The following is a 13,497-nucleotide window of genomic DNA, read 5'->3' on the forward strand; positions in this document are numbered from 1 at the left end:
TGATATTATGTTAGCCGTCATTCATTTGGAACTGATATTGGGATCGAAAGTCTGTCGGCTATGCTTCTTTTTTATAAATTCGTACCGCATTTTGGCAAAAAGAAACAATTACAAGAAGATGAAAGAATTAAGTCTGGTTGTTTGCGTCTACAACGAAGAGCAGAATATTAAGCCACTTAGCGAGCAGATTAAAGCTGCCTTGGCAGGTATTAATTACGAAGTCCTTTTCGTTGACGACGGAAGCACCGACCGCACCCGCGACGAGATTCGTGCAATCGCCGATGAACACTTTTTATTGGTGGAACTGAAACGTAATTACGGGCAAAGTTCGGCGCTTCAGGCAGGTATTGATCAGGCTGCCGGTGAATATGTTGCCCTGATTGACGGCGATTTGCAAAACGACCCGGCTGATATCCCGATGATGCTGAAAATGCTGAAAGACGGCGAGTGGGACATGGTTGCCGGAGTACGTGCAAATCGGAAGGATGGTGCTTTTTTGCGCAAAATCCCAAGTAAGATTGCCAATTACATCATTCGCGAATCCACCGGAACGCAAATGCGTGATTTGGGCTGTACCCTCAAGGTTTTCACCGCCGAGGCTGTAAAAAGCATTCATATTTACGGCGAACTTCACCGCTTCATCCCGGTGTTGCTGGCATTCGAAGGTTCAACACGCCTGACCCAGGTCGATGTAAACCACCGTGCCCGCGAGTTTGGCCGTTCAAAATATAACTTGAGCCGCACCACCCGTGTATTCAGTGATTTGGTGCTGATGCTCTTCCTGCGCAAATATTTGCAGCGCCCGATGCACTTTTTCGGAAAGTTAGGATTGGTGACTTTCGGAATCGGTGCACTTATCAATTTCTACTTGTTGATTTTGAAGATTTTTGGTCACGATATTTGGGGGAAACCCCTGTTGGTGCTTGGTCTGATTTTGCTGGTTGCCGGTATTCAGTTCATCACGACCGGTATTATTGCCGAAATGCTGATGCGTACTTACTTTGAATCACAACAAAAGAAACCCTACCGCATTCGCAAGGTGACAACTGTGGGATAGTTGTTGAATTGTTGACGCGTTGAATTGTTGAGTCGAGAGTTCGTGGACTCAGAGGTTGGCGTTTGTGTTCGTAGTTGAAATACAAATGTGCGTGCATCTGCTTATCCGGCATCCGGGTATCTGACATTCTTTAATCCGAGTCTTCTTTGACGCCGAAGGTATTTTTCGCCCCGCTGAAAACGGATTTCCACAGATAGTTCAACGTCGATTTATTCGGATCGCGGTAGTAATGAATATCGTCCGGAAGCAGAATGCGGGTTCGCGGATGTTTCGATTTTACCATCAAGCTATTGGCCAGGAAACTCAGGAATTTGGCTTCCTTGGTATTCCCGTTTTTGTGCGCCAGGATGGTGATCTTTAGATCGTCGTAGGCAAAACGAAGCTTGCCGTTTGCCACCGTTGAATCTCCTTCAAATTCAAACTCAAAGCGGTTCAGTTGTCCGGATCGGATCGAAATTGACGCCGCATTCTCTGTGATCGGGTTCATGGTTGTCAGATCAAACGGACTCAGTGATCCTTTCGCTTCGAAACGATTGGCCGGCGACTGCATGTTGAATTTCACCTGTACATCCATTTGGCTGACACCCATCAGGTATGTTGACGCTTTCAACCGCAGGTCGGGGTGTTGCGCGAAAACCGTTTCCAGGTTCGTAAATGGGTACAATTTGGCGTTTAATCGTTCAAAACTAACCCGTCCGGGCTCGGGAATTTCATCAAGTTGTTCAGTGTAAATAAAGTTTGAATTGCTTATTTTCAAGGTGTCGAAGAAAAACGGCAAATCAATACTTCGAATCAGATTTTGCGGCATCGGCGGATAACGATCCATGTTAAACGGAAGTCGTTTATCGCGAAATATCAAAAGGTTCAAACGGTCGATGTCAATAACGGTGCCCGTAAATTCTTTCTCCTCAAACCATCGGTCGATGTCAATCTTTTCAAATTTCACTTGGTTAATATCGCCCGAATAGTAATCCTGCTGGAAATCAATAAACTGTTGGAACTTGTCGGGGCCGTAGCGCGGAATAACGTGTAGCCCTTTCAGTACAATGTTTTTGTCCTGCGTTGAGTAGGCAAACTGGTCGATCAGCAGATCGTAGAGTTTTTGCTTATCGGTGTATTGAATGTTCCGGCGAACGATCGAAAGGTCTTTTGCTCCCAGCGGTGTCGTCGATTGAATGCTGTCCAGTTTGACGTCGCTCATGGTAATATCGACCTGATCGAATTTGGTTGTTCGCTTCTTGCCGATCAGGTTCAAGGTCGCATTTTCAACCAGTACTTCCTCAGCAGACAGTTCGTCCATAACGGCGCTCAAGTCGTCAGAAAGCCTGATGTAAAACGGGTTTCTGGATTGGTCGCGTTCTGTTTTCTTGAGGGTAAATACCGGGTTGGTGACAATTAGTTTGGATGCATGGAAGCGGTTGTGGTCGAAGGCATCAGTTGCATTCAGCTTTTCAAATTTCAAGCGTGGCATCGAAATCGACTGAATTTGGGCGGCTGTGTTTTGTTCGTTTTTAATGTTCAGATCCGTTAAATCCAGCAACTGATCCACTGACGAATACCGGATGCGCTTAATCCCGATGGTGTACGGGATTTTCTTTGGTGAAATTCGGATATCGCTGAAATTTGTTTCAATCGCTCCTGATGAGAAACGAGCCGTTTTGTTATTCTCTGAGCGTTTCAGATTCACCTGCTCCAATTCAAAATCGACAGAAGCTTCGGCAAGTTGTTCATCTTTATTAGCAACAACATTATTGATGACCAATTTGCCATTTCGAAGGGTCAGTTTACCCAGACTCAACTCTTTGAGCTCCTCAGGCAGCGGAATGCTCAGGTCCTTGAAGTTGAATTTGTTTTGTTCCTTTTTGTTCTTGTAAAATTTCATCAACGGCGATTCCACTTCAACAGCTCCCACGTTGAGCGTTTCGTTGAAAATCGCTTTTTCAAGGTTCACCTGTTTCAGGTTGATTTGCGGGATACTAATTTGAAGGTGCCAGGGCAAAGAGCTGTAAGCTTCGCTGGTGATTTCAGGGTACAGCAGTGCGTTCTTGATTGTCCCTGTCGAGTTTTTGGACGAGAAACTGATCTCACTCGCCTTCAGATAATGCACGTTATCCGACAGCTTGAACAAGTGATCTTTAATTTTCAGCTCGAAATTATCGGAGAAGAGCATTCGTTTCGAGTGAAGCTCTGCTGCGTTCAGTAAAAAATGATCCAGGTTCAAACTGAAACGGTTGGTCAGGTTGATGGTTTTCCCTTTCCGACTGTGATTGACGAATTGGAAATCGCCGTCATCCACATTGAAATTTTCAATCCGGATATCCGTGATGTAGTCGCTGACCAGGTCGTAGAATTCGTCAATATTGAGCTTTTTATTCTGAGTGCGATTGTGTGCAAAAACCTCCAGGTAGATTTTAGGCTTAAGAATATTGAATTTGTTGATGTTGAGTTTTTTCCTGAAAAACGCATGATGAATGTCGGTGTTCAGTAAGGTTAACCGGGGAATCCGAATATCATACAATTCAGAGCGATTCAGGCGTTTCAGTGCTCGTTCCAGATTCTGTTTTTTATCAGGTGAAAGTCTTAGTTGACTGATTGTTGCCGACTGTTTTAAGCTCGAAACTTCTATTTTCCCAACATTTAAGATGTGCAGCTGGTCGGCCAGTTTCATTTGGTAGTTCGAAAAATTAAGCTCCAGATTGGTGGCGAAAAACAATTTGTCGGTTTGTCGCGCACTGATTGAATCGAGCGAAAAATCCGTTAGCCGGAAATCAAAATCAGTGGAAATATGCCCTTCATCGACTTTCTTGCGCAGGTCGTTAAATTCAATGTGCCCGCTGTCGATGGCAATCAGGTTCGCATAAACACCTTTAATGTAATCGCGAATAAAGTTGTAGAGCATACTTTGCTCGTCGATGTCCTCGTCGTCGTCTTTGTCGATTTTTTGATTAACCGTAATCTGCGGGTGGTACACCGATAGCAGGTTGAGCGGCAGTTCACGAAAATGAAAAAGTCGGGGGAGATCAACCTTCTGCATTACCAGGCTGTCACAGTTCAGTTGGACGGTTACCGGAATTGTCGGACTGTTTTCCTGAGGTTTAAGACTGATCGACTCTGCTTTCATCAGACTATCGCTGCTTGACACCAGAATGTTCTCAGCCTGAAATAAGTGGACTTTATCATTCAGTTTCAGTGAATAGGATTGAATTGAAAGCTCAAAATTGTCGGAATAAAGTACTTTCTCGAGCCGGGTATTGTCGATCGAGTCGAGTTGAAAATTGGCTGCTTTGACTTCAACGCCTTCGTAGAGCTGGGAATTGTCAACCTCCGCTGATTTGGGTTCGAAGAAAAGGCGTTTCGCTTCGAGGTCGAGTTGGCCAACGCGAACAAAGTTGAAGTCGTGTTTGACCAGTTCGAACAGATCATATTTTTTGAGTTCGCGAAAGTTGATCCGTTTGATTTCTGTGCCGGGCTTCACCCGAATGTCGGCATCTTTAATCAGCACCGAATCAATATTGACCGAATCGTTGCCGAGGATCGTCCGGAGCTTTTCGGAGCTTAATTTTATTTCAGGAATATTAATCCAGTAAAGGCTGGATTTTCGGTTTGTGGTATCTACCGGAGCCAGGCTCATGTTTTTCCCGGTGATGCTGTTTTTCTCGATCGAATAGGTCAATTCTGCTACCTGCAACCGGTGGATACTGTCGCCCAATGCCCGGTTAAAATCTTTGATTTTGATATAAATGTCGTCAGCATTGAAGAACTCATTCTCGCTGCTTAGAATATCCGAGTCCATGGTGAAATTTTGGATTCCAACATCCAAGTCTTTGATAGAACTCAACGTTTTGACTTGCTCGTCGAGACGGTAGTGGTCGAAGTGCGCCTGTTCGAGGCTGATTTCATCAATAGTGACCAGTTTCAGTTGCTTGCTGAAGAATGGTTTTAACTTGGCAAACAGTGCCTGTTTGTCCAGGGCATCCCGCTTTTGACCGTCGCGTCCGTAGATTTCAAATTCAGGCTTTTGAATCCGAAGCAACTGGATTCGTAATTCTTTGTGCAGGAAGAAATCAAAAACAGAAATCCCGGATGCAGTTAATTGAGTCGCAGAGATTGAATAATGGTCTTCATCGGTCTTTTGCGGAATCAGTCTTAGCGAGTCAATCCGCACGGTTTGTGTGTAAAGATTGGCACGAATGTCGGAGAAATAAAGTTCGTATTCTCCGTTTGTGGATTCAAGTACGTATTCGTTAATGTGTCGGTGAATGTAGCCGGGAGCAGCAAGCGCCAGCCATACCGAAACCACAGCAATTACTGCTAAAATTAGGGTAATAATCCGACGTAATTTTTTCTTTCGTATGACCTTTCTCTTTTCACCCATGCTGCCTGTTTGGTAACGGAGATACTGTTTACTAAAGTAAGACTTTAATTTTCATAATTGAAACAGCAATCTTATGAAAAAAGATTTAATCGCCGCAGATTTAGCACAACTTTACACTGTATTTGCATGTTGAAATGGTGAAAATAATGCAAGAAGTTATTCCGGGACGTTTTGATTGTGTGCCCCGGATTTAAAAGCCAAACAAACAAAAGATGAAAACTGAAAATTTGAAGAAACTGCTCTTCGCGACGGCAGTTGTCGTTCTTTCCGCTTGTGGATCTCCCACTGAGAAACCAAAGGCATTGAGTACGTCAGAATTGGACGAAAAAGCGCCTGCCCCGCAAAGTCAGCAAGGTGCAGAACATCCGGGGAAGAAAGTTTATACGAAATATTGCAAAGCCTGCCACCAGACTAACGGAATGGGCGTTGCTTCAATTTTTCCGCCGCTTTCACCGAACGAGTTTATCAAGGATAAGCAGAAGATGATTGACATTGTGCTGCATGGAATGAAGGGTAAGATTGAAGTTGACGGTGAAACTTACAACGGGTTGATGACGCCGCACAGCCATTTGACGAATCAGGAAATTGCAGATGTGATTTCGTACGTTCGTTCTAATTTTGGCAATGAGCTGGAGTCGGTGACGGCGGAAGAAGTGCAGGCTGCCCGATAAAAAAAAAGGTGCTTTGCTGCTGACTTATTAGTCGTGGCAAAGCACCTTTTTTTTTCATTCAGTAATTTATTGAATGGCGAAACGAGCAAACACTTTGTAATTCAGTTTGATTTTTTGAAAACCAATTTCAGGCTCTTTCATAGGTGCTGTATCGGCGCTTTCGTCCATCATTGTCATTGTTGCCATAGTTTTGCGCACGTAAGGTTGAACGTAGCTCTCGCGTTCCTGAAGAAATAAAATTTTACCGGTCTGCTCATCAAGTGCACCAAGCAGGTAGTCGGCTTTTTCTTTCGCATTTTTCACGGCCATAATTTTTACTTCCTTTTTAAGCTCTTCCATCTGGCTGTGGTCAACCCGGCTAATGAAAGCATTTTCAGCTTTCACGTTATCCAGAATATCCCAAAGCCGCGCCAATTCATCGGTTGTCGCAATCTTCATTTGGTAATCTTTCGAGGCTAAAACATCCTTTTGCTTGCGTTTGATGGTCACGTAGTCCGAACTCGCGTCGGCCAACGACAGGTTCTTGATGTCGAACCCGGCGGCCGAAAGTTTCTTTTTTAATTCGCTCTCCAGCTTGTTCAGATCCGATTTGCTGCGTCCTTCATAGCGCTCCTGCAAAGTGAATTGGAGGTAAATTTCATCCGGGATGACTTCCATTTCTCCGTCGCCGGTAACTTCAATGTAAGGTGTCGACTCGAGTGGATTAACGGTTGTTTGCGCCTTTACAAAAGGGCTGATCAGCAAAAATGCCAGTAGTGCGTAGATTGTTTTCATGGTTCAAAATTTAAATTTTAATTTCTTCATTTTTAGTGGGTTGTTCTTTCTTGTTAATAAAAGTCTTCCCGCAAGCCTGATTTATCTCTTATCTTTAGCAAAAAACAATTTTCATGGAGCCTTTTCTGAAGCAAGTTGCTCGTCATTTGTACCAATCTCAGCATGAAAAAATCGATCGTGTGACGGTCGTGTTTCCGAGCCGTCGTTCGGGGGTTTTCTTCAATGCCTATTTGAACGAGTTGATTGAGAAACCGATTTTGGGCCCTCAAGCTATTACGATCAATGAACTTGTTTCGAAACTCTCCGGGGTGCAAATATCAGACCACATCAGCCAGATTCTGACGCTCCATCAAATTTACAAAGCCGAAACCGGACATGATGAAAGTCTCGATGACTTCTTTTTCTGGGGTGAGATTTTGTTGAACGATTTCAATGATATCGATAAGTATTTGCTGGATGCCAACGACTTGTTTCGGAATATTTCAGATTTGAAGGATATTGAACGGCGTTTTGAGTATTTGAGCGCGGAGCAGAAAGAGGCGATTGAAAAATTCTGGGGAACCATCGGGAAGGCCGGCGCTTCTGTGAATCGCGAGAAGTTTATGCAGATCTGGAATAAACTGGCTTCGGTTTATAATCGTTTCCGGGATGAACTGAAAAAGGAAGGATTGGCTTACACCGGGATGCTTTATCGTGATCTGGTTGAAAACTGGCGCGAGGAAACTGAAAAACTACTCGAGGCTGAACGATATTTGTTCGTTGGCTTTAACGCGTTGAATGCGGCAGAAGAAAAGCTTTTGAGCTATTTCAAGAAATCCGGGAAAGGACAATTCTTTTGGGATTATGATCCGGCATTTCTGGACGACGTTCAGCACGAGGCGGGCGTTTTCATTCGCCGGAATCTTGTCAAGTTTCCGATGCCTGAAGGTTTTGAACTGACTGGTGGAGATTCAGCGCTTCGGAAGATGACTATCGTTTCGGTGCCCGGGCAAGTGGCGCAGACACAGGTGCTCAACCATCCGAAGTTTGCCGGAGCAAGCGGAGCCAAGCCCCGCTTTGATGAAACCGCGATGGTGCTGGCCGACGAGGGCTTGTTGGTGCCTTTGGTTTCGGCGGCGGGAGCGCAATACAACAGAATCAACATCACAATGGGCTACCCCATTCAAAATACGCCAGTTTACAGTTTTATCAACTTGCTGATTGAGCTGCAGAAGAATTACCGCTATTATGGTAACGAAGATTCGTTTTATTACAAACCGGTGCTGGCTTTGCTGAATCACCAGTTACTGGCTAATCCGGTGACCAAGGAAATTGTGCGCAGCATTCATCGCGAGAACAAAATCTATGTTCGGGTGAGCGATTTGGCTCAGGATGACCTGTTGAAAGTGATTTTTAGCAAGCTCAGCTCGTGGGAGCAAGCAGCCGATTATTTGATGACGGTGATTGAGCAGTTGGCCCGAAGGTTGGCGATTACTGCCGAAAATGAAGCAGACCCTGCTTTGGAAGCGGAGTATTTGTACCAGGTTTATTTGGCCATTCAGCGTTTGCAGGCAACCCTGCGGGAGCATCATCCTGCGCAAATTTCGTTGGCGCTTTTCTTCCGGATTTTGTTGCAGCACTTGCAACGCATCAGCATTCCGTTTGAAGGGGAGCCTCTCTCCGGCCTGCAGGTGATGGGGGTGCTCGAAACCCGGAATCTCGATTTCAAGCGACTATTCATGTTTTCGGTCAACGAGGGACGTTTGCCCAATAGTTCGGCAACGCACTCTTTCATTCCGTACAATTTGCGAAAGGCATTTGGTCTTCCGGCTTACGAGGAGCACGATGCTATGTATGCCTACTATTTCTACCGGCTGATTAATCGGGCAGAGGAGGTGGTGATGGTTTACGATTCGTCGGGCGACGGGATGAACTCCGGAGAAATGAGTCGATACCTGTTTCAATTGTTGTACGACTCGCCTGTAAAGCCGGAAGTGTTTCAGCTGAACTTCGATTTTAAATCGACAGAGGCGGAGCCGATCGCCATTGCTTCAACCCAAAAGCACCGTGATGTTTTATTGAATCGCTATTCCGAACGCAAGCTAAGTCCGAGTGCGTTGAACGCCTATTTGGACTGCAAGTTGAAATTCTATTTCAAATACATTGCGGGCATCAAAGAGACAGATGAACTGCTGGAAGAAGTCGATCCGCGTCTGTTTGGTAACCTTTTTCACTTTGCATCGGAGTTGATTTACAGCAATTTTGTTGGTAAGCAGGTTCAAAAAGAGGATTTGGATGCGATGCTCAAAAACGATGTGCTGATCCGGAAAGCGATACACGACGCTTTTGTGCGGGAATATTATAAGGATAAGGCTCTGAAAGAGGTGAAGATTACCGGGAAGAATATTCTGATTGCGGAAAACCTGCACACTTATCTGACGCGAATGCTGGAGAATGATAAGGAATTTGCACCTTTCAAAATTGTTGAGTTGGAAGGAAACTGCGAGGCTGAATTTAAAATAGAGACTGAAGCCGGTGAAAAGCGAATTAAGCTGGGCGGTATTGTCGACCGGATTGATCAGACCAAAGACGGTTTGCGAATTATTGACTACAAAACCGGAAGAAGCTTAGTGTTGGCCTTCAATAATTTTGAAGATTTTTATCGCCGCGATGCAGATAACCGACCCAAGGAAATCTTTCAAACGCTCGTTTATTCTGAAATCTACCGCCGCATGAACGGAACAACGGCGATTCAGCCATCAATCTATAAAATTGACACGTTCTTCACTGGTGATTTCGATCCAACGGTGAAAATGAGAGGGCAGTCGCTGACTTACGATCTGATCTCGGAGCCTTTTGTCGAGAGTCTGCAGGAATTGCTTCAGGAAATCTTCAGTCCGGATAACTGTTTCGATCAGACAACCAAAAAACGAAAATGTGAGAGTTGTCCCTACAATGTGATTTGTCGTCGCGTATGAATCCGGTTTATTCGTGTCCTTCCAACAGGTCGGGGCGAAGTCGCTTGGTGCGCTCCCACGCTTGCTTTTCTTTCCATTCGTCCACTTGCCGGTCATTTCCGCTCAGTAGAACATCCGGCACTTTCCAGCCTTTGTAGTCAGCCGGGCGTGTGTAAACCGGTGGGCTCAGTAAGTTGTCCTGAAATGAATCTGTTAAAGCGGAAGTTTCATCTGACATGGCTCCCGGAATCAGGCGCACGATCGCGTCGACCATAACGGCGGCCGCCATTTCTCCTCCCGTTAGTACGTAGTCGCCTATTGAAATTTCGCGGGTAATCAGGTAGTCGCGCACGCGTTGATCAACTCCTTTGTAGTGTCCGCAAAGGATGATGATGTTTTTATAAAGCGAGCACTGGTTGGCAATCCGTTGGTTGAACACTTCTCCGTCAGGGCTGGTGTAAATCACTTCGTCGTAATCGCGCTGCGACTTCAAATGATTGATCGCGTCCTCAATCGGTTGGATGGTCATCACCATGCCAGCGCCACCACTAAATGCGTAGTCGTCAACTTTCCGGTGTTTGTCGGTTGAAAAATCGCGGATGTTGTGCACGTGAATTTCAACCACGCCGTTGTCCTGGGCGCGTTTCAAAATAGAATGCTTGAACGGACTTTCCAGCAATTCGGGTACAACGGTAAGAATATCGATACGCATAATTTGAAAATTTTCTGCAAAAGTAACAAGAATCGTGAATGCCGGACGATATTTTTCAGGCTAAAAACACATCCAGGAAATTAGATAAGATGACGATGTGGCTTACGTTTTGCGTTGATTCGGAAATAATGACAGCCTCGTGAGCGTTTGATTGAGCTTTTTTGTCGCGAAAAGTGAGTTGGAACGGAACTTGGCTAGAGGAAAGTCAGAATAGAAAACAAAACATCAGAAATAAAAATTTAAGGAGGACATAAAACATGAAATTAGTAAAAGTAAATCCGGCTTACAGCTTTAATGCAGTTGATCGTTTGTTGAACGACTTTTTTCAGGAAGGTTTGAAGAATGACCGTTATGCGAAGAATGAAATCAAGGTTCAACCCGCAACAAACATTTTCGATTACAACGAATTTGTGAAAATTGAAATGCAAATCCCGGGATTCAGCAAAGAACAGGTCAAAATCACCCTCGACAACGACGTGTTGATCGTGAAGGGAGAAATGGCAAAAGAGGAAAAAGAAGAAGTCAACTATTCGAGAGTTGAATTTAAAGTTTCAGATTTTGAGAAGAAGTTTAAATTGAACCATGAATTGGACGCTGAAAAGGTGCAGGCAAATTTCTCGAACGGTATCTTGATTCTGACGATTGCCAAGAAAGAAGAACAGAAGCCGGTGGTCAAAAATATTGAAATTGCTTAATTTTAAAGGATTATTAAAACACTAAGCCGCATTCGTCGAGGATGCGGCTTTTTTTGTAACTTATCCTCGTGATTTGTAGAAATAGTCGGGTATTTGCTTGAGTATTCGTTATGAAAATTATATTTTCGTAGTACAATAAAGAGACCTAAATATCTGAAAATTACTCAGTAATTTTAATACCGTTAAAGTGTATGGAGCCTAAAGATCTGAAAAACTCAAATGATGAGTTAAATGCAAACCCGGAAGCGACCGGCGATGCAGCTACGCCAGTAGAGAGCCAGGATTCTGTGAAAAATGTCCCTGAGGAAGAGATTGCAGAAACGAATTCGCAGCCGGAAGAACCGGTTTCTAAGGAAGAAGCGTCGGAAGAACCTGTTGAAGAAGTCGTGTCGGAGACGGATTCGGGCGATGAAGTAGAACAGTCAGAAGAGGAAGAAGATCAGGAGGATGAATCCGATTCCGAAGATGAAGAAGAGGAGGAGATGGACGAGGAAACAGCGAATGCTGTAATCGCTTCCGGAAAGATTGACTATTCTTCATACACCGAGGTTGAACTGATCAATGCGCTGCGCGATTTGTTAGCCGAGACTACCGACGAAGACATCAAAGACGAGGTTGATCGTATCAAAATAAACTTCTTTAAAAAGCACCGGGCAAATGTTGAGACTGAGAAAGCAGCTTACCTGGCCGATGGTGGAAAAGAAGAAGACTTTGAGCCCGGAAACGCTCCATATGAAGATGACCTGAAAAATCTTCTCCGCGAATATCGCCAGTTGAGAGGTGATCGGGCGAAAGAAATGGAGGAAGAGAAGGAGCAAAATCTTGAGATAAAATACCAGATTATTGAAGATATTAAGTCGCTTGTCAATCGAGACGAGTCGATCAATAAAACGTTCCAGGAGTTTCGTGATTTGCAGCAGAAGTGGCGCGATACCGGTTTGGTGCCACAAGCGAAGCTGAAAGATTTGTGGGAAACCTACCATCACCATGTTGAGAATTTCTACGATTACATCAAGATCAACAAGGAGTTGAGAGATCTTGATTTGAAGAAAAACATGGAAGCCAAAATAACGATTTGCGAAAAAGCAGAGGAGTTGCTGGTTGAGCCCTCGGTGATTAAAGCCTTCAATATTCTTCAGAAATACCACGAGCAGTGGCGTGAAATTGGTCCTGTTCCGCGTGATAAAAAAGATGATTTGTGGGAGCGCTTCAAAGCGGCTACTTCTAAAATCAACAAAAAACACCAGGAATATTTCGAAGACCGGAAAGAAGATCAAAAGCACAATTTGGATGCAAAAACCGTGTTGTGTGAAAAAGCGGAGGAAATTGCCACTTTGGATTTGCACAACCACAAAGATTGGGACGACAAATCGAAAGAGCTGATTGAGTTGCAGAAGGTTTGGCGGACAATTGGTTTTGCTCCGAAAAAAGATAACAACCGGATTTACGAGCGTTTCCGTGGAGCGTGCGACAAATTTTTCGATGCAAAACGCGAGTTTTACGCGCAAAACAAAGAAATGCAGCAAAATAACCTGCAGTTGAAACTGGATTTGTGTGTGCAGGCCGAAGCATTAAAAGACAGCACCGACTGGAAAAAGAGTACGGACGAGTTCATTAGCATTCAAAAGAAATGGAAAGAAATTGGCCCTGTACCACGGAAACAGTCGGACGCTATTTGGAAGCGTTTCCGTGCAGCTTGCGATTATTTCTTCGACCAAAAATCGGAGCATTTCAATACCGTTGATCACGAACAGGTCGACAACCTGAAGTTGAAACAGGAGCTGATTGAAGAAATCCGGAAGTACAAGTTGACGAAGGATGAAGATGAAGATCTGGAGCAAATGAAAGATTTTCAACGTCGTTGGACGGAGATCGGCCACGTTCCGTTCAAAGACAAGGATAAAATTCAGAATGAGTTCCGGAATGCGATCAATGAGCATTTCGATCATCTGCGGATTGATGAACACAAACGTAACGTGCTGAAATTCAAAACGAAAATTTCCAATTTCTCAGAGACATCGAAAGGACAAAACAAGATGCGTTTCGAGCGTGATAAGTACATCACCAAGATGAAACAGCTTGAAAACGATTTGTCTTTGCTAAATAATAATATCGGATTTTTCGCGAATACGAAGAACGCCGAATCGCTTATTGAAGATGTAAATAAGAAGATTCAGGCGACGATAGAAAAGATTGAGTTGCTGAAAGAAAAGATTCGTATTATCGACGAAATGGACGACGAAGATTAATAGTTAAAAATATAGCCCGCTATCATGC

8 protein-coding genes are annotated in these 13,497 nt (G+C 44.3%); 5 read left to right on the forward strand and 3 right to left on the reverse strand.

Translation table 11 applies throughout. From position 1 onward, the window contains the following. Window positions 1–118 precede the first annotated feature (118 nt). Window positions 119–1,057 (forward strand): glycosyltransferase family 2 protein, encoded by a 939-nt coding sequence (locus tag BC643_RS20630; protein ID WP_120275262.1) that lies wholly within the window; start codon window positions 119–121, stop codon window positions 1,055–1,057. A 130-nt stretch (window positions 1,058–1,187) separates the two neighbouring features. Here BC643_RS20630 and BC643_RS20635 read toward each other — a convergent pair whose 3' ends face one another. Then, window positions 1,188–5,432, reverse strand: a complete 4,245-nt coding sequence (locus BC643_RS20635) for an AsmA family protein (RefSeq protein ID WP_120275179.1) — start codon at window positions 5,430–5,432, stop codon at window positions 1,188–1,190. 212 nt (window positions 5,433–5,644) lie between these two features. Between BC643_RS20635 and BC643_RS20640 the strand changes: the two genes are divergently transcribed. Continuing rightward, on the forward strand, window positions 5,645–6,103 hold the full coding sequence (locus BC643_RS20640; RefSeq protein ID WP_120275180.1) for a c-type cytochrome: 459 nt from the start codon (window positions 5,645–5,647) through the stop codon (window positions 6,101–6,103). A 66-nt stretch (window positions 6,104–6,169) separates the two neighbouring features. On the opposite strand, the gene BC643_RS20645 is transcribed toward BC643_RS20640, so the two are convergent. After that, window positions 6,170–6,877 carry an SIMPL domain-containing protein gene (locus BC643_RS20645; protein WP_120275181.1) on the reverse strand — a complete coding sequence of 236 codons (708 nt, stop codon included), beginning with the start codon at window positions 6,875–6,877 and terminating at the stop codon, window positions 6,170–6,172. 113 nt (window positions 6,878–6,990) lie between these two features. On the opposite strand from BC643_RS20645, the gene BC643_RS20650 reads away from it, so the two are divergent. After that, a complete protein-coding gene (locus BC643_RS20650) occupies window positions 6,991–9,834 on the forward strand; it encodes a PD-(D/E)XK nuclease family protein (protein WP_120275182.1) in 2,844 nt (947 codons plus the stop codon). Between the two features lie 7 nt (window positions 9,835–9,841). On the opposite strand, the gene trmD is transcribed toward BC643_RS20650, so the two are convergent. After that, a complete protein-coding gene (gene trmD, locus BC643_RS20655) occupies window positions 9,842–10,525 on the reverse strand; it encodes a tRNA (guanosine(37)-N1)-methyltransferase TrmD (protein WP_120275183.1) in 684 nt (227 codons plus the stop codon). A gap of 257 nt (window positions 10,526–10,782) precedes the next feature. On the opposite strand from trmD, the gene BC643_RS20660 reads away from it, so the two are divergent. Both BC643_RS20660 and BC643_RS20665 read left to right on the forward strand, forming a co-directional pair. Then, window positions 10,783–11,220 (forward strand): Hsp20/alpha crystallin family protein, encoded by a 438-nt coding sequence (locus BC643_RS20660; protein ID WP_120275184.1) that lies wholly within the window; start codon window positions 10,783–10,785, stop codon window positions 11,218–11,220. A 191-nt stretch (window positions 11,221–11,411) separates the two neighbouring features. Continuing rightward, window positions 11,412–13,469, forward strand: a complete 2,058-nt coding sequence (locus BC643_RS20665) for a DUF349 domain-containing protein (RefSeq protein ID WP_120275185.1) — start codon at window positions 11,412–11,414, stop codon at window positions 13,467–13,469. Window positions 13,470–13,497 lie beyond the last annotated feature (28 nt).

It is taken from the genome of Mangrovibacterium diazotrophicum (assembly GCF_003610535.1).
Classification (GTDB): domain Bacteria; phylum Bacteroidota; class Bacteroidia; order Bacteroidales; family Prolixibacteraceae; genus Mangrovibacterium; species Mangrovibacterium diazotrophicum.